This is a genomic window from Parapedobacter flavus (assembly GCF_035818675.1).
GTDB classification, from domain to species: Bacteria; Bacteroidota; Bacteroidia; order Sphingobacteriales; family Sphingobacteriaceae; genus Parapedobacter; species Parapedobacter flavus.
On record NZ_JAYKZZ010000016.1, the window covers coordinates 136,748 to 161,868 of the forward strand.

Below are 25,121 nucleotides of genomic sequence, written 5' to 3' on the forward strand. Positions count from 1 at the left end.
GGGCCGTTATTATTATTCATGCCACGGTACGGAGGTGAAAACAATCTGCCTGTAACCGTCCTTTTCAAAGAGTACGCCTATGCGCTTGTTGTCGATTTTCACCAAGTCGGAGTACGCCGCATATGCACCTTCATAACTTGCTGGCGCTTTGGCAATGGGCCGGTTGAAGAACCAGGTTTTGCCGCCGTCCCTGCTCATTCGTAGCGTGAGGTTGTCGCGGTGTGCGGTGTCTGCCGCATTGCAGAAGGCCAACAGCCGCTTGCCGTCCTCGTCGTCGAAAGCCAATAAGCTTCCTTGATTAACCGGGTCGGGTAGCTGCCGGTCGTAATACGTGGTATCCCATGTGGCACCGCCATCGCTGCTCAACGAGATGATGCGGCTACGCACATTCCCTTGTTGGTTGCGCGAGTTCATCAATAAGGTATCACCCTGGATGAGTGCGGCCATGGATTCGTTGCTGCCCTTGAAGGGGACGGCCTCGCTCAGGTGGAAGGTCTTCCCGTGGTCGTCCGTGTAATAGCCGTGTGCATGGTAGTCTTTGAACGCTTTTTGCGGCGCGCCGGAGGAGTGGTTTGCGGCAATGTATATGCGCCCTTTGAATATGCCGTGGTCAAATTGCATACCGTGCCCCGGCGTGTTGGCATAACTCCGCCAGTCTTCGGTAAATTGATAAGCCCAATTGGCGTTCGGTTGGTTTGGGCGGTGTACTTGTGCGGTAATGTTGACCGCTTCGGACCAAGTCCTGCCTCCATCTGTGGACGTGACAAACCACACTTCGCGCAAGCCGAGTCCTTTCCGTACCTCCCCTTCATGGTTGTTGCCGGTATTATAAAAGAGAAAAATCCGCCCTTCTGGGTATGCCGGGTCCAACAGGTCCACAACCGGTGCAGGATTGCCCGCTTGGAGGGTATCGTAGTCGACCACTTTCAGCATGCTGCTCCACGTCTTCCCATTGTCGGTGCTTCGTTTCAACACGATGTCGATATCCCCGAAGTCGCCCGCGTGGTGCACCCTTCCCTCACAAAAGGCAAGAAGGTCGCCATTTGGCGCGTTGATGATGGCGGGGATACGATAGCTCCCATACCCGTCCTTGCCCGATATGAACACGGGTACAACATTCGGTTGGGCATTTGCCCATGAAGTGCATGCCAGCGCGAGGAGTAGAATCAATGGTTTTCTGGTAATCATGTGGGCATGTCAAAAAGTTTGAGCTGCGGATCCGTTACCCGGAATGTCCGCCGATGATGACCAGTGATGCCATGCTTAATAATCGCATTTCGGTGCTGGATGGTGGGATACCCCTTGTTCTGGCACCAACCGTATTCGGGAAAGTCCGCTGCCAGGTTTTCCATGTATTCATCGCGGTAGGTTTTTGCCAATATAGATGCCGCCGCAATCGAAAGGTATTTGCCATCCCCTTTCACCACGCAACAATGGGGAATTTGCTGATAGGGGATAAACCGGTTTCCGTCTACCAGAATAAACTCTGCTTTCATTGCCAGCATATCGAGTGCACGGTGCATGGCTAGGTAAGATGCATTGTGAATATTGATGCGGTCGATCTCCTGTGGGCTTACGCTCGCCACGGCGAAGGCCAATGCCTCGGTTTCTACCATCCCGCGCAACGCATTACGTTGCGTCGCCGTTAACTGCTTGGAATCGTTAAGGATATCGTGGCGGAAGTCTCCTGAGAAAATAACGGCGGCGGCGAATACCGGGCCAGCGAGACATCCCCGGCCCGCTTCATCGCATCCCGCTTCCACAAGTATGTCTTGGTGTCTGGAAAGTAGCATTGTCTTGTTCGCTTTCGTTATAATAAGACAAACTTAGATAAGTTGGATATGATATGCAAGCCGACGGCGTTTTTACATTTCCGGGAACCGTTTATTTCCGGCTGAAACATATACATTTGTGACTGAACCCGCAAAAGCGTTTAAAACCGCACTTGTAATAATTCTTATACAATTAAACTTGATCATGAAGGAACTGTCCAACCCCCGCATTATGGCAACACAGATGGCTATATTAATTTGCACGATATTGATGTTGGTTGTCGCGAACCCTACATTTGCGCAACGGAATAAAGGCAATACCCAACAATCACTGGATTGGGCCATGGGTATTGTTGTGGATGGGCGGCTCGACGATTGGGGTGATTCATTGCAGTATGAACATGCTACGCAGCAATTCCACTACCACATTAAGAACGACACGGAAAACGTGTACGTAGCCATGCGTGTTCAAGACAAAGATCGGCAGATGCAGATTTTTGCACAGGGTCTTGCCTTTATGGTTAACACCCGGGGAAAAAAGCGCAACGGCCCTACGGTTTACTTCCCGGTGGCCGATCGGTTGGCTTTCCGCTCCATCATGTCGGCCGATAACGATGACCGTCCGGACGATATGCGTAAAGGCGCGCTAGCAGCGATACGGGCCATCCACGTGATACGGTTTGACGATGTGCTCGATGGACAGATTTCGTTGGAAAACACGTATGGAATCCACGCTCAAGCCACTTTGGACACTACCGATGCGCTTTGTGTTGAAATGGTGGTGCCGTTGGCTCGCCTCGGCATATCCATCAACGATAGTGATGAATTTGCTTTCAATGTCAAGATCAACGGAGTAATGGTGCCCGGTAGCGGGACATCCGCCCGTACCATGCGCCGCGGCTACGGTTATCCGTATGGCTACGGCTATGGTTACCCATATGGGTATGGTCGTCAGCAAATGCCGTCGAAGCCACGCGAAGAACCTGGGGTATGGGTAAAAGCGCCACTTGCCAAAGAATGAAACACTTAAATTAGTTATTATATCGAATGAACATTTTCAATCAACCAGCGATTAGACAAACGCGTAGCATAGGTTTGTTGATCGCTTTTTTTATGGGCCTTGGGTTCGATGGTTTTGGACAAACCACTAAGCGGGTAACCGGTACACTCAGCGACCAGAACGGCGGAGCCATCGCCGGGGCATCGGTAAAACTGGTATCTGACGTTGATTCGGTACAGACCAGCTCTGCCACCGGTGGAATTTTTTCATTCAATAATATAAAAGGAAACAGTTTTGTGCTTACTGTCACCAGCCTTGGGTTTGATACGCTCCGGCTGCGGCACACGTTCGAACGTGGGAAGCAGGAATTGAAGGTGTCATTGTCGCTACGTGAAGCCAGTCATATGCTCGCCGAGGTATCTGTTACGGGGGCTGCTGCGATTACCGTCAAGGAAGACACCCTAGAGTATGCCACGAAGAACCTTAAACTCCGCGAAGGAGCGCTGGTGGAAGATGCCCTCAAGAAATTGGACGGCGTGGAGGTGGATAAGGATGGCAATGTGACCGCACAGGGCGAATCTGTAACACGGGCGCGGATCAATGGTAAGGACTTTTTCGGCGGCGACATCAAAGCGGCCATCCAAAATCTGCCGGCAGAGATCGTGGAGAAAATCCAGATTGTGGACGACTATGGCGATATGGCCAACATCACGGGTAACCGATCGGGCGATCCCGAAAGGGTGCTGAACCTGGAGATCGCTCCCAGTCGCAACACCGGCGATTTTGGAAACTTCCGCGTGGGCGGCGGCAGTGAGGAACGGTATCAGGTAACCGGGTCGTACGGCAAGTTCAAAGAGGGCATGCAACTTTCGATGCTCGGCAACCTGAATAATGTCAATGCCAGCCTTTTTGATTTCAATACCCGCAGTGGCGGCGCGCGTCGCGGACGGGGAGGTGGTAGCTTCGGTCGTGGTTTTGGCGGTGGTGGCTGGGGTGGGTCGAATGGCCTCACCAATACCCAATCCATCGGCGTAAACTACCGGCAGGATTTCAATGGTAAGCTGACGATGTATGGCGAGTATAGCTTCGGCCATACCGATAACAATACGTTGACCGATGAGTTTCGTGAAATCACGATGCAGGAGGCGATTACCTATGAGACCAGCAACATAGACAATGGTAGCATAGGCAATGATCACCGGTTCAGCTGGAATGTGGAGTATAAACCCGACGACAAAAATTACATCAAATTTTCGCCAAATTTCAGTTTCCGTCAGAATCGTGCAGACAACCTTTCGTTGAGTAGCAATCAATTGGGCCAGCAGCTGATCAATGAATTGACCAACCGTCAACTCAATCGATCGTACGCCCCGAATTATGGAGCGAGCGGTTTATACAATAGGCGGTTGAGCGACAACGGGCGAAACATTTTTTTTAATTTCTCCCTCAATACCGCCAGTACGGAGCAAGACCAGGAACGAACCATCAATACGCTCGTATACGAAACTGCCATTGAGGATCTGGATAGTGTATACCAGCAGCATTTGGTAGACCTGCAGCATAAAAACCTCAACGGCGGGGCCACCATGTCTTACATTGAGCCTCTGGGACAATACAGCACGTTCGAATTGAGCTATGACTTCAACTTTGCGGCATATGACAACAACCGCCGCGCTAACGCCTATGGTTTGGACGGCATGATCATCGAGAACCCCGAGTACAATAATAACCGGAATTACGACTACACGTTCTATACGCACCGCGGATCGCTCACCTACAGGTACCGGAATGATAAGTGGAACTACTCATTGGGGGTGGCGGCACAGCCCAATTTGTTGCGTGGAGGGGCCGATATTGACGGGCAGGTAATCGATATTAACCGCACCGGCTTCAACTGGATGCCGGTGGCTCGGTTGGAGTATCAGGTGTCTCGGACCAAGCGGTTCAGTATTAATTATTCCGGCAGGGCTAATGAACCCGGCTTTACACAACTGCAACCATTTACAGATTATTCCAATGTGAATGCGCCGGTAACCGGTAACCCCGACCTCGCAGCGGAGTTTTCACACGAGTTACGGTTGAACTATCGTAATTTCAACATCGGCGAAGGCTCGTCTTTTTTCGTGGGCGCTACCGGTTCGCTGTCTGAAGACAAGATCGTGACCAACCGCACCACGTCATTAGACGATTCCATCGGGCTGGTCCGTGCTACCGAATACCTAAATACCGACGGCTTTTACAATGCACGGGGGTACTATAATTTTTCAAAGCCCTTTGCCGACCGTACCTACACCCTATCATTCGGCGGGATGGCGTCTTATAACAACAACATTTCTTATACCACAACGGAAGAAGACCTCGCCGGTGCCCCCGTGTTCAACACGGCACGGAACATTGCTAAAAACTGGGTGCTCTCCCAGCGCCTGGGCTTCCGCTATAATCCGAAGGAAACGGTTGAGGTTACCCCCGGTGTAAGTTATACATATAATACCACGCGCAATACCGTTTCGTCGGGGAATAACCGGAACGTATCTACCTGGGCTGTCACCCTCAATGGTTCGGTTAATTTGAGCCCCACCTGGATTTTCGGTGCTGACCTGGCAAAGACCAGCAACAATGGGTATAGCAGTGCAGTGGATGCCAATCCGATGATCATCAACACCTATATCGAGAAGCAGTTTTTGAAAGGCCGAAACGGAGCCATCCGCTTCCAGGCGTATGATTTGCTGAACGAGCAGACCAATGTGTCGCGGAGTGTCACTGAAGACATGATCATTGATAGCCGTACCAACCGTTTGGCCCGCTATTTCCTGCTCACATTGTCTTACCGCTTCTCCAATTTCGCCGGCGGACAAATGGGGTTTGATGGCCCCGGCGGCCCAGCGGGTCCGCGTAGACGAGGCGGCCCCCCACGTGGCGGAGAATGATGTTATTTTTCCCTATCTTGCGCCGAAATGGAATGCGAGCTTATTCAACTACCCAATGGTATCCGGCTTGTGCTGCATCAGGTAGCGTCGCCAGTTTCGCATGCCTGTATGCTGGTAAATGCTGGAGCACGGGATGAACAGCCGGGCCAGTATGGGCTGGCCCATTTTATCGAACACCTGCTTTTTAAGCGGACCGAAAAGCGGAGCACCAATCAGATTCTCAATCGGCTGGAAGCGGTTGGCGGCGATTTAAACGCCTATACCACTAAAGAGTACACCTGCATCCATGCCTCGTTCCTTTCGCCCTATCTTGAGCGCGCATTGGATCTTTTTGAAGACCTGTTTTTCCACTCGGTTTTCCCCGAAGACGAAATGGAAAAGGAAAAAGGAGTGATTTTGGATGAAATGGCTTCTTATCTCGATAGCCCTGAGGATGCGATCATGGACGACTTTGAGGACTTGGTGTTTGAGGGGCACGGACTGGGGCACAATATCCTAGGGACAGCAACCGATTTGCGAGCGCTTTCCAAGGCCAATATCAATCATTTTATCCAGCAAACCTATAATACGCACGAAATTGTCATCGGCATCAGCGGCAATTATACCGTAAAGAAAGTTCGCCAGCTAGCCGAACGGATTTTGGGGACGCTAGCTGAAAATAGCAACCAAAAAATCCGCTCTTCACCGCTGGCTGTAGCCGCACGGCAAGACAGCTATCAAAAGCCAATTAACCAAGTGCATTACGTGATGGGAGCGAAAGCCTACGGTGTACATGACGATAACAAAGTAGGATTGCTTTTGCTTAATAACCTGCTGGGCGGTATGGGAATGAGCGCTCGCCTCAATCTAGTGGTGCGCGAGAAACACGGCATCGCATACACGATCGAATCCAACTATACCCCCTATTCAGACACCGGCCTGTTTTATATTTATTTCGGTACAGACGAAGAAAAAGTTACCAGGGCCCGGCGACTCATCATGAAAGAACTTAAGAAGTTGCGGGAACGGCCACTCGGGGTAATGCAGCTTTATCAGGCAAAGCAGAAGTTCAAGGGCCAAATCGCATTGGCTGAAGAGAACCGGTTGAGCCTGATTATCTCCATGGCTAAGAATTTGCAGGACTATGGGCACGTGCAAACCCTGAAAGCGTTGTTTGGACAAATAGACGTGGTAAGTGCAGATCAATTGCTACATATTGCCAATGAAGTGCTGGATGAGGGTGGCCTTTCGACGCTGAGCTTCATGCCCGAATAGCGTCTAGCGGCCAAGGTTTAAAATGTTGATTAACCAAAGAGCGATTTATTTCGAAGATATGATACAAGTTAATACGATTTGCAAGGCGCTGACCATAGGGATAGGGCTCTCGATCTTCTCCCTTGTTGTCAACGCACAACAACAATTGCCCCTTTATCCAGCCGGAATACCGAACGCAAAAGAAGCTGAGAACCTGGAACGGCATGAGCCGAACACCGTGGTGGATAGTTTAGCCTTCGATGTTTCGGAACCTTGTCTCGGATTATATTTGGTGCCCGAAGACCGCGCAACCGGTACTGCGGTTATCATTTGTCCGGGCGGCGGCTATCATACCTTGCTCACCAAACGCGAGGGAAGCGACGTGGCTAGGACGTTCAACAAACTAGGGGTCTCGGCTATTGTTTTGCATTACAGGCTGCCCAACGACCGCATCATGGTAGACCGGAGTATCGGCCCGCTGCAAGACCTCCAACAGGCCATCAAAACCGTCCGCGAACGTGCCCACGAGTGGCACATCGATCCGTCCAAGATTGGCGTGATGGGGTTTTCGGCCGGTGGTCACTTGGCGGCGACCGCTGGCACGCATCATGCTGACGCGTACATCGATAACCCGGAAAACACGAGCCTGCGCCCCGACTTCATGCTCTTGGTCAATCCTGTGATTAGCTTTATGGATGAAGTAGGGCATACCGGGTCGCGTGCAAATCTGCTGGGCGATCAGCCCAGCGATAAACAGCTCTTTTATTTTTCCAACGAGCTGCATGTAGATTCGCTGACCCCGCCCGCTTTTCTGGTGCATTCGGGAGCCGACGAGGTCGTGTCGGTAGAAAACAGCCTTTATTTCTATCGAGGCTTACGACAACACCATATAGCCGCCGCTATGCATATATATGCCAAGGGAGAGCACGGGTTTCTCACGGCGCCCACGTTTGATGAGTGGTTTGGCCGATGTGTATATTGGATGGATCAGCTCGGACTGAAATAACGTGTGACCAGTATAGTGCAGGTTGCCTCGGTTGTGGTAAAGGGATAACTTTGGTAGCGACGTTAGTAACCAAGTTAAACGAATTTACCATTTAATCCGATGATGAAAAGATTGTTACCGCTATGCCTAATTGGACTGCTATTTGTGTTTGGCAGCTCATGTAAAGAGAAAAAGGTACCTCAACCGCCCGTGGTCACCCCGAGCGAATACCTGAAGTTTGATTTGACCTCGGCGAATGATCTCGACATCCAAAAGGATGGTTCCAACCAGTACCAGATTGTAACAACGGGGAGCGATCCCTACCTCCAACTGGACCCGTTGAAGTACACGAGGGGAGCCGATAAGATTGTGCTCACGTTTGAGTACCAATCGTCGGCAAAACTGAACCACATTCAGGTCTTCCTAGGACCCCCGGTTTCGGAAGCACGCTCGCTCAAAACGGGCGAGGTAGACGCCTCGACGGGTTGGGAAACGTACTCGATCGACCTGGGTGATGAAATCGAACAGTTCAATTGGGGAAGCGTCGGTCATTTCCTGCGCATCGACCTGGGGAATAGTGCCGGCGTGGAATTTGCTATCAAGGATATCCAGTTCCGTGTCCGGAATGCCGAGGAAGAGCAACGGGCGCGTGAGCTGGCTGAATTCCGCCAAAATGACCAGGCGTGGAACAAGCGCATCAAGGCGTACCTGCAAAAGGATTACCCGGACCAGGTAACGTTGGTGGATGTTACCGCCGACAAGATCCGCATTGAGGGTACATTGTCGGCTACCCGCCCACTGTTCTTGGCAGAGGTAACACCGTACGACGAGCTGACCGAAATGTCGGATTTTACGCAGGGCGTAGACGTATCGGGCAGCGCCTTTTCCGTGGAAGTGGCCCGTTATGTAGAAAGGGATGGTTTCCGTTATGACCGTGCATTATCCAAGTGGGTTGTTGTAGATAAAGATCAGGGTGGGCAAGGTGTCCGATCGCATGCTCGTTTCCCCGATAAGATCCAACCGACACGGTCCATGCCACAACAGGCCATGAAGGGCCGGAAGGGTTTGGGCGGCTATGCCTATAACCGGGGTTTTGCCGGAGACCTGGATGACCTGTCCATCTCGAGCGTCACGGTCAACATCCCTGTGACAAGCCTCATGTACCTGGATGCGCGGCCCAATACGTCCATGCATGAATATGGTGGTAAGAAATACTACGTGAGTAATGCCCAGGTTGCAGACTTGGATAGGACCTTGCAGACCGCTGCAAGCAAAGATATCGTGGTGGCGGCCATAATTTTGGTCCAGCCCGCCGCTCAATCTGCAGATCCCAAGGTGGGTGAGCTGCTACAGCATCCGCAGTTTTCGGGTGGGGATGCTTTCTTCACCATGCCCCGGATGGATCAGCCCGAGAGCGTGAACCTATATGCCGCCATGCTTGATTTCCTAGCGGACCGGTACAGCCGGCCGGATAATCAGTATGGCCGGATTCACAAATGGATCATGCATAATGAGGTGGATGTGGGTACCGTTTGGACAAATATGGGGCTCGATCGGCCAATGCACGTTTTCTTGGATGCATATTATAAATCCATGCGCATGTGTTATACCATTGCCAGAACCTATGATGCCCATGCCGAGGTACTGGGGTCGTTTACACATTCTTGGACAGAGCCCGCTGGCGGCGGCGATTATGCTACGCTAGATTTGTTGGGTGGCCTGTCGGATTATTCGCGTGCTGAGGGCGACTTTCAGTGGGGGCTCGCTTGCCATCCGTATCCGCAAGACCTCAATGAACCCAAAACGTGGAATGATACAAGGGCTACATTCAGTATGGGCTCCCCGTTGGTGACATTTAAGAACCTGGAAGTGCTGGATGCTTGGATAAAAAAGACAGACCATAAATACCAGCGGTCGGTTAAAAGGACACTCTGGCTTTCCGAAAACGGGACCAACTCACGGTCTTATAGCGAGCAGGATCTGCTGGAGCAGGCCGCAGGGTTTGCTTATGCCTGGAAAAAATTCAAACATTTGGATGGTATCGATGCGATCCAGTGGCACAACTGGATCGATAACCGTGGCGAATTTGGTTTACGCATCGGTTTGCGCCGCTTTCCGGATGACGAGCACGATCCGGGAGGCAGGAAGCCCGTTTGGTATGCGTACCAAGCCGCCGGTACCGACAAAGAAGATGAGATTTTTGAGCCCTATAAGGCCATTATCGGGATCAGTAGTTGGGACGAGGTCCTCAAAGATTTAGGATTATAGCCGCAAGGGTTATGCCTATTTCCTTGGATTCCCCTATCTTTGCCGCTAACCGGTGGTATTGGCCATACGGGATAGACAACAGAACGACATGAAGAAAGCATATCTTTTCCCCGGCCAAGGGGCGCAATTCGTTGGGATGGGTAAGGACCTGTACGACCATAGTGAGGAAACGAAATTCTTGTTTGAGCAGGCCAATGAAATTCTTGGTTTCCGCATTACGGATGTGATGTTTGGAGGCACCGATGAAGAGCTGAAACAGACCAACGTTACGCAACCGGCTATTTTCTTGCATTCGGTCATTTTGGCCAAGGCACTAGGGCACCAGTTTAAGCCCGATATGTTGGCGGGGCATTCGCTGGGCGAATTCTCGGCGCTGGTGTCTGCCGGTGCACTGGGTTATGAAGATGGTTTGCGTTTGGTGGCCGCGCGGGCCAACGCTATGCAGAAGGCGACCGAAATACAACCATCTGCTATGGCAGCCATCTTAGGGCTCGACGATTTTACGGTCGAAGATGTTTGCCAGCGGGTAAGCGAGGTGGTCGTTCCGGCCAATTATAATTGCCCGGGGCAGCTGGTCATTTCAGGATCGGTAGCAGGCGTTGATAAGGCTTGTGAGCTATTGCTCGAAGCAGGGGCGAGGCGTGCGCTGAAGCTCAATGTAGGCGGTGCATTCCACTCACCATTGATGGAAGCCGCTAAAGTGGAGTTGCAGGCGGCAATCGAATCGGTGCAGCTAAACCAACCGGTGTGCCCGATTTACCAGAATGTGGACGCTAAAGCATATACCGACCCGGATACCATAAAGCATAACCTCATCGAACAACTCACGGGGCCGGTAAGATGGACACAAACCATCTTGCATATGATCGAAGATGGCGCGAGCTCGTTTACCGAGGTCGGTCCGGGCAATGTGTTGCAGGGATTGGTCAAGAAGGTAGACCGCCAAGCGGAAACAGCAGCAGCCGCATTATAGACCAAATGCTGTTTTGATTTTGTCGACGTAATCGAGTTTTTCCCAAGTAAATAGCTCAACCACCGCCGTGGTGCTTTCACCGTTACTGTTCTCGAACGTCTTGGTCACCGTGCGCGGTTCGCGCCCCATGTGGCCATAGGCCGCGGTTTCCGAATAGATGGGATTGCGCAGTTTGAGTCGCGTTTCGATGCCATATGGCGTCATATCGAATAGCTCATGGATTTTTTTGGCAATCTCGCTATCAGACAAGCCGACCTTGGCCGTACCGTACGTGTTGACATAAATGCCTATTGGGTCTTTTACGCCAATGGCGTAGGAAATCTGCACCAGTAATTCGTCTGCCACTCCAGCTGCAACGAGGTTCTTGGCAATATGCCGGGTGGCATAAGCTGCCGATCGGTCCACCTTGGACGGATCCTTGCCCGAAAATGCACCCCCGCCATGGCCGCCTTTGCCGCCATATGTGTCCACAATGATTTTCCTTCCGGTCAGCCCGGTATCGCCGTGGGGACCGCCGATGACGAATTTGCCCGTCGGGTTGATGTGGTAGGTAATATGGTCAGTGAATAGCTGTTGAAGTTCTGGCTTCAATTGCGCCTTCACACGCGGTACGAGGATATGGACGATGTCTGCTTTGATTTTTTCGAGCATGGCAGCCTCGTTATCGAAGTCGTCATGCTGCGTGGATATAACGATGGCGTCGATACGGATCGGCTTATGGTTGTCGTCATATTCTAAGGTTACTTGCGCTTTCGAATCTGGGCGCAGGTAGGTGACCTCCTTATTTTCACGGCGTAAGGCCGCTAATTCATAAAGCAGGCGATGGGCCAGATCGAGTGCCAACGGCATGAGGTTGTCGGTTTCGTTACTGGCGTAACCAAACATAATCCCTTGGTCCCCCGCTCCTTGCTCTTGCTTCTCCTTGCGATCCACGCCTTGGTTAATATCAGGCGACTGCTCGTGAATGGCAGAAAGGATGCCGCACGAATTGGCCTCGAACATGTATTCGGATTTTGTATACCCAATGCGTTCAATCACCGAACGGGCGATTTTGGGCACATCGAGGTATATTTTCGACTTGACCTCCCCTGCTAGGACAACCTGCCCAGTGGTGACCAAGGTTTCGATAGCCACACGCGAGTCGGCATCCCACGCGAGGAAATTGTCGATGAGTGCATCGGAAATCTGGTCGGCAATTTTGTCGGGGTGTCCTTCGGAAACGGATTCTGAGGTGAATAAATAAGGCATGTACGATTATATTTGAGCTGCAAATCTACGATACTTTTGTGTTTTTCAAAATGGAAATGGACGGATAGCGTGCGGTAAGTTTATATAAATTGTACCCCCATCTATGCAACGTACCGATAATGCTGGTACATTTGTGAGAAGATAAGGAAGGAATGACCAGAAAGCAACGGATTTTATTTGTTGTCAACCCCATCTCCGGGGGGAGAAAGAAGAAAAGCGTGGCGAAGCGGGTAATGGCCGACCTCGATACGGAGGTATTCGATGCTACCTTTGCTTTTACCGGATATGCTGGGCACGCCAAAGACCTGGCCGCCCAAGCGGTGGCGAATGGCGTGGATGTGGTCGTTGCCGTAGGCGGCGACGGAACAATCAATGAAATTGCGGCTGCACTTAACGGTACCGAGACAGCCCTTGGTATCATCCCCGAAGGTTCGGGCAATGGGTTGGCACTCTATCTGGGCATTCCGCTGAACGAGCGGGCAGCCATAAGGCGGCTGAACAGGGCCGAGCTCATGACCATCGATAGTGGCGCTATAAATTGCCTTCCGTTCTTTAATATGGCGGGCATTGGGTTTGATGCCTCCGTGAGCGATCGATTTGCCAACGACAATATTCGGGGGGCTATCGGTTATATGAAAGCCGTAATCAGTGAAATCAGCACCTACAAGCCAAAACGGTATGTATTGGATATCGATGGTCGGGTTTTGGAACGGGAAGCCTTCATGATCAGCGTGGCCAACTCACCCCAATATGGTAATAATGCGTATGTTGCGCCGCAGGCTTCCGTAACCGACGGCCTGCTGGATGTATGTATCATCCATAAATTCCCGCTATATACGATTCCGATGATGGTTTATCACCTGTTTAATAAAACGGCTGATCAATCTGAATATGTTGAAATCATTCCCGGCAAACACATTCGTATCGAACGGGAGGCGGCCGATGCTGTACATGTAGACGGAGAACCCAAGGAATTGGGAACGGTGTTGGATATTGAAGTAAGGCCTGCGACCTTACGGATACTTTGCTGAAACGGCCAGTCAATGCAATTTATTGAAAAAAACAACGTTTACTAAGACATGGAGTTTAGCGAGATATGAAACCGAGATGTAAATAACATCGACTCAAGGAGCAATGATTATTTATATCGAGCGCTCATTGGCAATTGAAAAAAGTGAATAGATGAAAAGAAAGCAACAATATAACGGGATTGTTTATTCAACAGCGGAGGATTTTGCCTTTCAAGAGATAGAAACGGATGAGGTAACAACACTACCCAACCGGCAGCAGGATTTGCGAGTCATGCTGGACCGAAAAATGCGGGGCGGAAAGACCGTTACGCTAGTGAAGGGGTTTGTGGGTGCTGCGGCCGATCTTGAAGCGCTTGGTAAAAAGCTCAAACAGAAATGCGGTGTTGGAGGTAGTGCGAAAGACAGCGAAATTATTGTACAGGGCGATTTCAAACACCGAATCGTGCAACTTTTATTGGATGAAGGATACCGGGTGAAACCGGTGGGCGGCTAGGCCTAATAAACTGCTGGGAACAATTATATCATAGGCGACTAAAAGGGCAAATTAATCCGAGTCGGTTTTAATTGGTTGGTTCATAGCTTATTGGTGAAAGGTAAAGCCGACGGATGTGCTAAAATAAATGTATAAATGCCGTTTGGACACAGCTAAAAGCAATTTATTTGAATGTTTAATTTGCAATTACAAAAAAAAATAGTTTTCATTGTAAAAAAATTGCTTTTGGATTACAGAAGCAGGTTTTGTTTAGGGTGTGCTGATGCTGCTGCTGCGCACCCCTAGCATGTTGAGAGGGTGACTAAACAATTATCGACGAAGATTTTATAATTGGTTTAAAACACTATATTTGCTTTGGCCGTTGTGGCGGTCAACCATGGAATAAATTGCACAAATTATATAAAAATCATAGTTAACAACATTTAAGTCTAAAAATCAGAAAAATGGCAAACGCACCAAAAACAAGTACAGCACAGGAAAAAAGCAATTCGAGCTCGAATGTCTTTGCAAGCCTCACGATTATTATCTGTTTCATTATCGGGGCATTGGTTTGGAAATATATCATGGGCGACCCCAGTAACTTTATCGACGAAAATCCAGAAAATCAGCCCAAACCCGGTAACTATTTTGGAATGGTCTATCACGCAGGTGCGGTAGTACCGGTGTTATTGGGCCTATTTCTAATGGTGTGGGTGTTTGCTATCGAGCGCTTTATTGTAATAGGCAGGGCATCCGGCAAAGGCAACGTAGGTAATTTTGTACGTCGTGTGCAATCGTTGATCGGTGGCGGAAATATCGATTCGGCCATCGCAGAATGCGACAAGCAACAGGGTTCTGTAGCTAATGTTATCAAAGCCGGTCTCTTGAAATATAAAGACGTTTCGGCCAATCCCAGTTTGGATACCGAACAAGCTACGGTAGCTATTCAAAAGGAAATCGAAGAAGCTACGGCGCTGGAAATGCCGATGCTTGAGAAAAACCTTACCATCATTGCTACGTTGGTATCGATCGGTACATTGACAGGTCTGTTGGGTACAGTAACCGGGATGATCCGGGCGTTTGCGGCTTTGGCAACGGGTGGTTCACCAGATTCGGCACAATTGGCAAACGGTATCTCCGAAGCCCTGGTAAATACGGCAACGGGTATCGCTACGTCGGCAATCGCTATCGTATTCTACAATATCTTTACGTCCAAAATCGACACGCTTACTTATTCGATTGATGAGGCTGGCTTCTCCATTGTTCAAACATACGCCGCAAGCCACAAATAGCATATTTTTCATCCAGTTTTATGGAAAGCTGGATGGATATGCATCTTATCAATAACTAGTAATTAAAGGATAACGTTATGCCAAGGGCAAAAGTTAAAAGAACCAGTACGACAATAGACATGACAGCCATGTGCGACGTGTCCTTCCTGCTGCTCACATTTTTTATATTGACGGCGACGGCGCGACAGCCTGACCCATTGGAAGTGGATACGCCCGCGTCTGTGACCCAAGTGAAAGTACCCGACGAAAATTTAGGGATAATTTCCGTCGGCGACGGAGGTAAGATTTTTTTCGGTGTCAAGGGACGCGATGTTAAAATACGTATGTTGGAACTGATGCAGGAAAAGTACTCCGTTCCCTTTACTGCTGAAGAGAAAGAACGTTTCTCCATTATGGAATCTTTTGGTGTGCCGATTGGTAACCTCAAGGAAATTATCAATATGGATGCGAATGACCGGGCACGTCCGGGATTGCAGCCCGGCATACCGGCCGATACAACTGAGGAACTTTCCAACCAGCTGTTTCATTGGATATACTCTGCGCGTATAGCGACCAAAGAGCTTAAAGACCAGGAGATGCGGCTTTCCATAAAAGGAGATGCCGATGAGAAATACCCCGCAATAAAACAGGTAATCGATATCCTGCAAAGTCAAAAGGTGAATAAGTTTAGCTTGATTACCGCGTTGCGTACAGAGGATTTCTAGCGGGGGAGATTTGTTAATAACAGTTTAAGATTTTAATGCAATGGCAGAATTAAATCAAGATAGTGGCGGCGGCAAGAAGGGTGGTAAGGTAAGGAGCAAGAAAGCTGGCGGACGCGTGGATCTTACCGCGATGGTAGATTTGGCGTTCCTGCTGATTACGTTCTTTATGCTTACAACCTCTTTGAATAAGCCGAACGCCATGGACGTGGCGATGCCGGATAAAAACGAAGAGGATCCCGAAGATCGGTTGGAGATTGCTGACAACCGAACAATGACGCTCCTATTGGGTTCCGACAATAAAATCGAATGGTACATGGGTACCTATAGTGAGCCTATTGAGGGGCCGGAAATTGTCGACTATGGGAAAGACGGTATCCGTCCAATCCTGCTGGATAAATTGGAAGAGGTTCCCCGATTAACTGGCGATTCGGAAAAAGGACTCATTGTGGTCATCAGGCCTAGCGATAAATCAACCCACCGCAATCTCGTGGATATCCTGGATGAGATGAATATTGTGGAAGCCAAGCAATATATGATTGGAACCATTAGTGAGCCTGAGATCGAGGTGTTGGAGCGCGATGGCTTATATAATGACTAACGATCACCACCACGTAAAACAATAGATTATGTTTGGTACTAAATTAGATATTTTTAAGAAGGAATGGCTCGATGTGGTATTTGAGGGGCGGAATAAGGAGTATGGAGCTTATGAGCTTCGAAAACTCTCGCCCAAAGCCACCAATATCGGGTTGTTGGTAGCTTCCTTCGCTTTCGTAGCGTTGCTGTTAGCCCCTGCAATAGCAAGATGGGTGGGCATAGACATGAAGTCGACCGAGGAAGTTGAAAAGCTGATAGAAACGGAGGTGGTTCTTTCGGAACCACCCCCGGTAAACGAGGAGGAACCACCTCCGCCCCCACCGGTGGAGCCGCCACCTCCGCGCGTAGACCAAGTTCGTATGCCGGAACCTGTAGTGGTTCCAGCGGAAGAGGTACAGGATGAAGAGCCACCTACAGTCGAAGAGCTGAAGCTTGCCGACCCGGGTTCGAAGACTATTGAGGGAGACCCCAACGCCGAAATCCGTATAGACTTACCCGTTGGCGAAGGTGAAATCGATGCTGAAGTGACAGAAACGAATAGCAATCAGATTTTCCAATCGGTCGAAATCGATCCGAAACCTCCGGGGGGTATGGCCGAATTTATGAAGTGGGTCGGTAATAATTACGATTACCCGCAATCGGCTATCGAAGCTGGTGTAAACGGTGTGGTTCAGGTCTCTTTCGTGGTCGAACGCGATGGTAGCTTGACGGATATCAAAATCGTCCGAGATTTGAAATATGGCACCGGCGATGCTGCGGTGAAGTTGCTTTCCAAAGCTGAAAAGTGGAGCCCAGGTGTTCAAAACGGAAGGCCCGTACGCGTGGCGTACACCTTGCCTATCCGACTTAATCTTCAGCAGTAAGATCGGTGCCGCACGATTATAAAAATAGCAATGGCAGACAGAAATCGCCCACCAAGCGGTTTCTGTCTGTTTTGGGCCTATTTATGTTTGGCTTTTATCTGGCGCTGGGATTGGTAGTCGTCTTTTGGAAGGACTTTCCACTCGAGCTGGATAGCACATATCGGGTTTTGTTCGGACTGCTATTGGTGGTTTATTCGTTCTTCCGATTTGTACGGCTGTGGCAAAATCGATAAGGTGAAGGCGAGCAAAAAAACAGGTTATTTTTTCATAACTATGAAAAAATTAGTATTATTACCGCACATTTTTGGTCTCTTGGCTGTGTTAGGGTCGTGTAATAACCCGCAGCCTAAGGAAAACCAAACCATCGTGGGCGGTAAACTGCAGGTGCTGGTGGATGAGACGGTGCTTCCGATTATGGAAGAACAAGTGGCGGTTTTCGAACACTTATATGAGCAAGCGGACGTAGCGTTGTCTGCTGCCCAGGAAAACCAGATCATAACCAAACTTGTGAATAGCGAAGTAGAGGTTGCCGTACTCACTAGGCAGTTGAATGCGGAGGAAATGACGTTCTTTGAAGCCCGCCAGTTCCGGCCTAGGGTATACCGGTTTGCCGAAGATGCCTTGGCGTTGGTGGTGAACGAAAACAGTGCCGATTCGGCGGTGACGGTAGACGATATCATTCGTGTAATGAGAGGTGAAGAGACGGAGGGTCACGTAAGTAGATTGGTGTTCGATAATCCGAATTCCAGTACGGTGCGCTACCTGAAAGATCTAGCTGGGGTAGATTCGCTGCCGAAAGCAGGGGTGTATGCGTTAAAGTCGAATAGCGAGGTGCTGAAGTATGTCTATGAGACCCCGCAAACGATCGGTGTCTTGGGATTGAACTGGGTCGTGAGACCGGATAGTTCACTTCAGCGGTATGCGGACGGGATAAAGGTGTTAGGGGTGCGCAATCAGGCAGGGAAGCTAGGGTCAGACGGTTTTTATAAGCCATCACAGTCGAATCTGGCGGAAGGAATTTACCCCCTGTCGCGTTCGGTTTACGTTATCAATGCCGAGCCCCGAAAGGGTTTGGGCATGGGGTTTGCAGCCTTTTTAACAGGGTTGTCCGGACAGCGGATTATTTTGAAGTCAGGCTTGATGCCAGATAGTTTGCCGCCTAGAGAATTGATTATCAGGAAGTAAATAGATTAAACACTTAATAGAGAAAAATGATGAAAAAAGCAATGATATGGGGTATATCCCTTGCTTTTGTGGTTACGGGAGTACAGGCGCAAAGCTTGGACGATGCGAAGAAGGCCATCGATGCGGAGCAGTTCGCCCAAGCTAAGCAGATGTTGGAGACGCTTGTGAAGAACAAGCCGAAAGATGGTGAAAATTACTTTTATTTAGGGCTTGTTTATATAGAGAACGATCACCTTGATTCTGCGCAAGCCATTTTCGAACAAGGTAAGCTTGCCGATAAGAAGGAGCGGCTTAATACAGTAGGAGAAGGTATCGTGGCCTTGTATAAAGGCAATGAGAGCGCCGCGACAGCCAAATTTGCTGAGGCTACCGAGAAACTTCGCAGACGTGATTACTTGGAGCTTTACCATATTGGTAGGGCCTATATCGATGCACCCGAACCCAACTACCAGAAGGCCGTGGAGTATCTGGATCAGGCAAAGGCCAAGAATGACGAGGATCCGATGATTCCGCTGGCACTCGGAGACGCGTATTTCGGGCTGGAAAGCGCTAGTCCCGCTTATGTGAATTATCGAGATGCATCGCTGCTGGATAATACGTTGACGCGTGCAAAAGTACAGTTGCAAGTGATTACACGGTTATCTCATGCTTGGCAAGAGGCAATAGATGGTTTGAAGAAAATCGCGGAAGAGGTGCCGGACTATGCACCTACATATCGCGAGCTGGCCGAGACTTACCACGCGTGGGCCAATACGGCCACGACCATTGAAGATTATGATGCGCGTAACCAAGAAGCGGTGAAATTCTATAAGCAATATATGGATAAAACCGATTATACGGTAGATTCACGGATTCGTTATGCGGACTTCTTGGTTTATGTAAAAGATTATGAAGAGTTGCAGGTGCAGGCTGCGGAGCTGGCACAGTTGGAAGATGTAAATCCGAAAGTGTTACGTTACCTGGGATATTCGGCCTATGAGAACCAGCAATTGCAGGAAAGCAAGGATGCGCTGGATAAGCTATTTGCTCGGATGGAGGCTGATCGGATCATTCCGCGTGACTACTTGCACTTGGGGCTCGCCGACATCAAATTGGCGACCCAGAGCAACCCCACCGATGAGACCTTATTCAGCGAGGGGATTGCCCAGTTGAAGAAAGCCGTAGCTGTCGACTCATCCATTGCTGACGACCTGAACGATGTGGGTAAAGAACTTTTTTCCGACAAGAAATTTTTAGATGCCTCAAAGGTGTTCGAAATTGCGGCTTCTACACCCGCGTCGCGTAACTTCATCTACGATAATTTCTACTTGGGATACTCTTCCTACTTTGCGGTTGCCACGACGCCTGTGGCTGAGCGTGGCCCCGAAGAAGCTGCCTTGCTGCATAAGGCTGATACGGCATTTGGAGTGGTCATCGAGAAGGCTCCTACTACACAAGATGCTTATCTGTACCGTGCCAATGTAAATAACCTGTTGGATGATACTGAAAATCCTAAAGGGCTTGCGGAGCCTTACTTCTTGAAGTATATAGAAATGGTGAAGGAGAAAGGCGATGCTGAGATTCAGAAGAACAAAAGTAAGTTGGTTGATGCATACAGCACAATTGCCGTGGTCAGTGTGAAGCGCGGTGAATACCAGAAGGGGCGCGACCTGATTGCTGAAATATTAAAACTAGACCCGGAAAATGCTTGGGCTAAGCAAACCCTGCAGTATTTGGAGCAGGAAACAGCGACCCCGGCAGCAGATTCTACGGGTAAATAGAAACTACAGCGTTTAACGACTTTGATAAAGCGCTAATTTCCGAATTAGCGCTTTATTTTTTAGTTTTGTCCCACCTTAATACAGATGTGATGGAATCGGAATTGTTGAGTACCCCACAAGATTATTTGCCCATATTGATTCAACTGATTGTGGCAGCGGGATTTGGCATAGGAACAATCGTTATAACGCACCTTATCGGACCCAAAGTAAGGACTGAAAGTAAGTTAGGTGCGTTTGAGTCGGGGATAGAGGTAATTGGAAATGCGCGCCAACCATTTTCCATCAAGTATTTTATCGTGGCCATCTTATTCGTCATCTTTGATATCGAAGTTATTTTCATGTACCCCTGGGCTGTAAACTTCCGCGAATTTGGATTGTCAGGACTGATTGAGATGTTTGTTTTTATGGGGTTGCTGCTGCTTGGGTTCATCTACATCATCAAGCGGAAAGCACTGGAATGGGACTGAGCCATGATATGGTAGAACGTTTCTAAATAATACAATTAGCCCGATAAGCATCCAATATATTGTAGTTTTGCAACTCGTCTATACTATAATATAGGTGAGTTTTTTTTGAGGTAAGACCGGAGTAAGCATGAGTGATATTAAATTGGCGCCGGCGCCGCCAGGCGTAGAAGGGTCGGGTTTTTTTGCCACGACGCTAGATAAGGCTATTGGGCTGGCTAGGGCCAATTCGTTGTGGCCGCTTCCGTTTGCTACGTCGTGTTGTGGAATCGAGTTTATGGCGACCATGGGTGCTACCTATGATTTGGCCCGATTTGGCGCAGAACGGCCAAGCTTTTCGCCGCGGCAGGCCGATATGTTGTTGGTTATGGGTACCATCGCTAAGAAAATGGCGCCGGTACTTAGGCAAGTATATATCCAGATGGCAGAACCCCGGTGGGTAATTGCCGTAGGCGCATGTGCATCGAGCGGCGGCATATTCGACACCTATTCGGTATTGCAGGGCATTGATGAGGTGATTCCGGTAGACGTATATGTACCGGGGTGTCCGCCAAGGCCCGAAGCAATCCTGGATGGCGTGATGCGGTTGCAGGAAATCGTCAAAAATGAATCGCTGAATAGACGCAATTCATCCGAATACAAAGCGTTACTTGAAAAGTACGGAATACACACGCATGGCTAAACTCGATAATAACGCAGTACTGAAACGTCTTCAAGGCCGGTTTGCCGAAGGTGTCATCCGTAACGTAACGGAACCCTTTGGATTGCTGACGCTGGAGACCGACACGACGCAGATTTTGGATGTCTTGGAGTTTTTGAAAACCGACGACGGACTGCAGTTTGGCTATTTGACGGATATTACGGCGGTGCATTACCCCGATCTGGAAAATGAATTTGCCGTGGTGTACCATGTACATAGCCTGGTTAACAACGTGCGTATCCGCATTAAAGTGTTTTTGCAGGGCAGATACCCTGCAATTCCAACTGCCACGGTTTTGTGGGATGGAGCCAATTGGATGGAACGTGAGACCTACGATTTTTTTGGGATACAGTTCGTCGGCCATCCCGACTTGCGCCGCATCCTGAATGTAGACGATATGGAGGTGTTCCCCATGCGGAGAGAATATCCGCTCGAAGACCCCAATAAGATAGATAAGAAAGACTATTTCTTCGGAAGATAAGATATGATGAGCAATTCGGTTTCCACGATAAAGGGCAATAAACCTGTGTTTAGCGACAACGACCCGCAGGACGAGTTGTTTACACTCAATCTGGGGCCTACACATCCCGCCACACACGGGGTATTCCAAAATGTCCTCCAGGTCGACGGCGAACGCATTGTCAGTGGTGTATCAACCATTGGCTATATCCACCGCGCATTTGAGAAAATTGCAGAACACCGCCCTTACTATCAAATCACACCGCTTACCGACCGCCTTAACTATTGTTCTTCGCCCATCAACAATATGGGCTGGCACATGACGGTTGAAAAGCTTCTCGACATCGAGATTCCCAAAAGAGTACAGTATATGCGTGTGATTGTAATGGAACTCGCACGCATAACAGACCATATCATCTGCAACGGGATTCTGGGCGTAGATACCGGTGCATTCTCCGGCTTCCTTTATGTATTACAGGAGCGTGAGTTTATTTACGAAATCTACGAAGAGATATGCGGGGCACGGCTCACGACCAACATCGGTCGGATCGGTGGGTTCGAACGGGATTTCAACCAGACGGCGTTCGACAAGATACGCGAGTTCCTGAAACGGTTCCCGCCGGTATTGAAAGAATTTGAAGAGCTCTTTAACCGCAATCGGATTTTCATCGATCGTACAGCAGACGTAGCTGCCGTGGACGCCAAAACCGCATTGGGTTACAGTTGGAGCGGACCGATACTGCGCGCTACAGGCGTCGACTACGACGTTCGAGTAAACGAACCCTACTCGTCTTATGAAGAATTTGAGTTTGATATTCCTGTAGGCACCAAAGGCGATGTTTACGATCGCTTCATGGTTCGCAACAATGAGATGTGGGAGAGCCTTAAGATCATCGAACAGGCATTGAATAAGATCGAAAAGGAGCCAAAAGGTATTTTCCACGCGGATGTACCGGCATTTTACCTTCCGCCGAAAGAGCAGGTGTATAATAATATGGAGGCCCTTATTTACCATTTCAAGATTGTAATGGGCGAGATAGACACACCGAAAAATGAGGTTTACCATAGTGTGGAGGGAGCAAACGGGGAGTTGGGCTTTTACCTGATCAGCGATGGCGGTAGGTCCCCTTATCGGTTGCATTTCCGCAGACCATCATTCATCAACTATCAGATGTATGCGCCGATGAGTAGCGGGATGCTACTTTCCGACGCCATCATCAACATGAGTAGCTTAAATGTTATAGCAGGAGAATTGGATGCTTAGTGTGAAACATAATGAACCCGTGGAGTTTACGGCCGAAACGCTGGGTAAATTTGCCGAGATCGTAGCGCGCTATCCAGAAGAACGCCAGAAGTCGGCCTTGCTGCCGATATTACACGAAGTGCAGGCCATGTATGGCTGGCTGAGCGTCCCTGCGATGGACAGTGTGGCGGCTTATCTGCAAATTGAGCCCATCGAAGTGTATGAAGTAGCCACCTTTTACACCATGTTTTTCCTACGGCCGCAAGGCAAATATGTCTTGGAAGTGTGCCGTACCGGGCCTTGTTGTTTAGTGGGGGCAGAGCGCATTATGGCTTATATCGAGCAGCAACTGGGCGTGAAAGAGGGTGAGGTGACCGCCGATGGATTGTTCAGCTGGCGGGGTGTGGAATGTCTGGCCGCCTGTGGCTACGGGCCGGTATTGCAGATTGGGCCCGAATACACCTTTCATGAAAAGCTTTCTGAAGAAAAGGTAGATGAATTGATAAAAGAACTGAAGAATAAGGCTGAAGGGCGAGAGCTGACGGCTGAAAGCTGATAATTATGGCTCGTAAGTTATTGTTGACACATATCGATGTTCCGGGTATCCAAACCTTCGAGGTATACCGCCAAAAAGGGGGGTACCGGGCTGTTGAGAAGGCATTGAAGGCACTCACCCCCGACGAGGTGGTCGAAGAGGTGAAAGCTTCGGGCTTGCGTGGCCGGGGCGGTGCCGGTTTCCCAACGGGGATGAAATGGAGTTTCCTGGCCAAACCCGAAGGCGTGCCACGCTATTTGGTGTGCAATGCCGATGAGTCAGAGCCGGGTACGTTCAAAGACCGCTACCTGATGACCCATATTCCCCACGCATTGATTGAGGGCATGATCGTCTCCAGCTATGCTTTGGGGGCCAATACATCTTACATCTACGTGCGCGGTGAGATGATGCCGCAGATACGTATCCTTGAAAAAGCGATTGCCGAAGCAAAAAATGCAGGGTTTCTCGGCAAGAATATCTTGGGTACCGGTTACGACCTCGAGTTGTACGTGCAGCCTGGTGGGGGTGCCTACATCTGCGGCGAGGAAACCGCTCTACTTGAATCGTTGGAAGGAAAGCGAGGCAATCCGCGGATTAAGCCACCTTTCCCTGCTGTATCAGGGCTTTATAACCGGCCTACCGTGGTGAATAATGTCGAGTCTATTGCGGCCACGGTACCCATCATCAACGATGGCGGCGAGGAGTACGCTAAGATCGGTGTGGGCCGGAGCACAGGTACCAAGTTGATTTCTGCCGGCGGCAACCTGAATAAGCCGGGTGTTTACGAAATCGAGCTGGGTGTGCCCGTAGAAGAATTTATTTACTCCGATGAATATTGCGGAGGCATCGCCAATGGCAAACGCCTGAAAGCGGTGGTAGCCGGGGGGTCATCCGTACCCATCCTGCCGGCCAACTTGATCATGAAGACATTGCCCGGCGAGCCGCGCCTGATGACCTACGAGTCACTCGCCGAGGGCGGATTCCAAAGTGGGACAATGATGGGGTCCGGTGGATTTATCGCATTTGATGAGGATCAATGCATCGTGCGTAACACTTGGAATTTCACCCGGTTTTACCATCATGAAAGTTGTGGGCAATGTTCGCCCTGCCGTGAAGGTACGGGATGGATGGAGAAGGTATTGCATAATATCGAACATGGGCACGGCTCGTATAGCGACATTGACCTGTTGGTGAATGTCGCCAAGAACATCGAAGGTAATACGATATGCCCGCTCGGAGATGCCGCCGCATGGCCAGTGGCTAGTGCAATCCGCCACTTCAGGGATGAATTTGAGTGGCACGTGAGCAATGGTGAGGAATCGCAGGTCCGTAATTTCGGATTAGCACATTACGCCGATCCGTTGGAGCCGGTGGTCTGAACGGAGTAGTTTGAAGTACCAAGTTAACAGG

At 49.7% G+C, this 25,121-nt stretch carries 23 protein-coding genes; 20 read left to right on the forward strand and 3 right to left on the reverse strand.

What is annotated here, in order from left to right:
- Nucleotides 1–12: 12 nt before the first annotated feature.
- Nucleotides 13–1,188 carry a sialidase family protein gene (locus U9S71_RS13835; RefSeq protein ID WP_326328102.1) on the reverse strand — a complete coding sequence of 392 codons (1,176 nt, stop codon included), beginning with the start codon at nt 1,186–1,188 and terminating at the stop codon, nt 13–15.
- A complete protein-coding gene (rnhB, locus tag U9S71_RS13840; protein WP_326328103.1) occupies nt 1,185–1,793 on the reverse strand; it encodes a ribonuclease HII in 609 nt (202 codons plus the stop codon). The genes U9S71_RS13835 and rnhB overlap by 4 nt, the downstream gene beginning before the upstream one ends.
- Nucleotides 1,794–2,016: 223 nt before the next feature.
- Here rnhB and U9S71_RS13845 point away from each other — a divergent pair, with 223 nt between their 5' ends.
- The 6 genes from U9S71_RS13845 (at nt 2,017) to fabD (ending at nt 11,158) form a co-directional block, all read left to right on the forward strand.
- A complete protein-coding gene (locus tag U9S71_RS13845; protein WP_326328104.1) occupies nt 2,017–2,793 on the forward strand; it encodes a hypothetical protein in 777 nt (258 codons plus the stop codon).
- Nucleotides 2,794–2,819: 26 nt separating this feature from the next.
- Nucleotides 2,820–5,699, forward strand: coding sequence for a TonB-dependent receptor (locus tag U9S71_RS13850; protein WP_326328105.1), 2,880 nt, complete (start codon nt 2,820–2,822; stop codon nt 5,697–5,699).
- 27 nt (nt 5,700–5,726) lie between these two features.
- Nucleotides 5,727–6,953, forward strand: coding sequence for a M16 family metallopeptidase (locus tag U9S71_RS13855; protein ID WP_326328106.1), 1,227 nt, complete (start codon nt 5,727–5,729; stop codon nt 6,951–6,953).
- 58 nt (nt 6,954–7,011) lie between these two features.
- On the forward strand, nt 7,012–7,938 hold the full coding sequence (locus U9S71_RS13860; RefSeq protein ID WP_326328107.1) for an alpha/beta hydrolase: 927 nt from the start codon (nt 7,012–7,014) through the stop codon (nt 7,936–7,938).
- A gap of 99 nt (nt 7,939–8,037) precedes the next feature.
- Nucleotides 8,038–10,185 carry a DUF5722 domain-containing protein gene (locus U9S71_RS13865; protein ID WP_326328108.1) on the forward strand — a complete coding sequence of 716 codons (2,148 nt, stop codon included), beginning with the start codon at nt 8,038–8,040 and terminating at the stop codon, nt 10,183–10,185.
- An 88-nt stretch (nt 10,186–10,273) separates the two neighbouring features.
- Entirely contained in the window at nt 10,274–11,158 is an 885-nt protein-coding gene (gene fabD, locus U9S71_RS13870) for an ACP S-malonyltransferase (RefSeq protein ID WP_326328109.1), read from the forward strand.
- Here the strand turns inward: fabD and metK are convergent.
- Entirely contained in the window at nt 11,153–12,406 is a 1,254-nt protein-coding gene (metK, locus tag U9S71_RS13875) for a methionine adenosyltransferase (protein ID WP_326328110.1), read from the reverse strand. The two genes, fabD and metK, sit on opposite strands and share 6 nt — an antisense overlap.
- Before the next feature lie 152 nt (nt 12,407–12,558).
- Between metK and U9S71_RS13880 the strand changes: the two genes are divergently transcribed.
- From U9S71_RS13880 to nuoF, 14 genes are all read left to right on the forward strand, one after another.
- Entirely contained in the window at nt 12,559–13,437 is an 879-nt protein-coding gene (locus U9S71_RS13880) for a diacylglycerol/lipid kinase family protein (protein ID WP_326328111.1), read from the forward strand.
- Nucleotides 13,438–13,588: 151 nt separating this feature from the next.
- Nucleotides 13,589–13,930, forward strand: coding sequence for a translation initiation factor (locus U9S71_RS13885; RefSeq protein ID WP_326328112.1), 342 nt, complete (start codon nt 13,589–13,591; stop codon nt 13,928–13,930).
- A 443-nt stretch (nt 13,931–14,373) separates the two neighbouring features.
- On the forward strand, nt 14,374–15,201 hold the full coding sequence (locus tag U9S71_RS13890; protein ID WP_326328113.1) for a MotA/TolQ/ExbB proton channel family protein: 828 nt from the start codon (nt 14,374–14,376) through the stop codon (nt 15,199–15,201).
- A gap of 77 nt (nt 15,202–15,278) precedes the next feature.
- Nucleotides 15,279–15,905, forward strand: a complete 627-nt coding sequence (locus U9S71_RS13895; protein WP_326328114.1) for an ExbD/TolR family protein — start codon at nt 15,279–15,281, stop codon at nt 15,903–15,905.
- A gap of 40 nt (nt 15,906–15,945) precedes the next feature.
- Nucleotides 15,946–16,503, forward strand: coding sequence for an ExbD/TolR family protein (locus U9S71_RS13900; protein WP_326328115.1), 558 nt, complete (start codon nt 15,946–15,948; stop codon nt 16,501–16,503).
- Between the two features lie 28 nt (nt 16,504–16,531).
- Nucleotides 16,532–17,365 carry an energy transducer TonB gene (locus tag U9S71_RS13905; protein ID WP_326328116.1) on the forward strand — a complete coding sequence of 278 codons (834 nt, stop codon included), beginning with the start codon at nt 16,532–16,534 and terminating at the stop codon, nt 17,363–17,365.
- Nucleotides 17,366–17,638: 273 nt separating this feature from the next.
- Nucleotides 17,639–18,550, forward strand: a complete 912-nt coding sequence (locus U9S71_RS13910) for a PstS family phosphate ABC transporter substrate-binding protein (RefSeq protein ID WP_326328117.1) — start codon at nt 17,639–17,641, stop codon at nt 18,548–18,550.
- A gap of 26 nt (nt 18,551–18,576) precedes the next feature.
- Nucleotides 18,577–20,310: a tetratricopeptide repeat protein gene (locus U9S71_RS13915; RefSeq protein ID WP_326328118.1), complete on the forward strand. Its 1,734-nt coding sequence runs from the start codon at nt 18,577–18,579 to the stop codon at nt 20,308–20,310.
- 89 nt (nt 20,311–20,399) lie between these two features.
- Nucleotides 20,400–20,777: an NADH-quinone oxidoreductase subunit A gene (locus U9S71_RS13920; protein ID WP_326328119.1), complete on the forward strand. Its 378-nt coding sequence runs from the start codon at nt 20,400–20,402 to the stop codon at nt 20,775–20,777.
- A gap of 127 nt (nt 20,778–20,904) precedes the next feature.
- On the forward strand, nt 20,905–21,456 hold the full coding sequence (locus U9S71_RS13925; RefSeq protein WP_326328120.1) for an NADH-quinone oxidoreductase subunit B: 552 nt from the start codon (nt 20,905–20,907) through the stop codon (nt 21,454–21,456).
- Complete coding sequence (locus tag U9S71_RS13930) at nt 21,449–21,955, forward strand: NADH-quinone oxidoreductase subunit C (protein WP_326328121.1); 507 nt, start codon at nt 21,449–21,451, stop codon at nt 21,953–21,955. Before U9S71_RS13925 ends, U9S71_RS13930 begins: the two co-directional genes overlap by 8 nt.
- 6 nt (nt 21,956–21,961) lie before the next feature.
- Nucleotides 21,962–23,197: an NADH-quinone oxidoreductase subunit D gene (locus U9S71_RS13935; protein WP_326328204.1), complete on the forward strand. Its 1,236-nt coding sequence runs from the start codon at nt 21,962–21,964 to the stop codon at nt 23,195–23,197.
- The gene (locus tag U9S71_RS13940; RefSeq protein WP_326328122.1) at nt 23,190–23,732 is read left to right on the forward strand and encodes an NADH-quinone oxidoreductase subunit NuoE family protein; all 543 of its coding nucleotides are present in this window, start codon (nt 23,190–23,192) and stop codon (nt 23,730–23,732) included. Before U9S71_RS13935 ends, U9S71_RS13940 begins: the two co-directional genes overlap by 8 nt.
- Nucleotides 23,733–23,737: 5 nt before the next feature.
- Nucleotides 23,738–25,090: an NADH-quinone oxidoreductase subunit NuoF gene (nuoF, locus tag U9S71_RS13945; protein ID WP_326328123.1), complete on the forward strand. Its 1,353-nt coding sequence runs from the start codon at nt 23,738–23,740 to the stop codon at nt 25,088–25,090.
- The last annotated feature ends 31 nt before the right edge of the window (nt 25,091–25,121 follow it).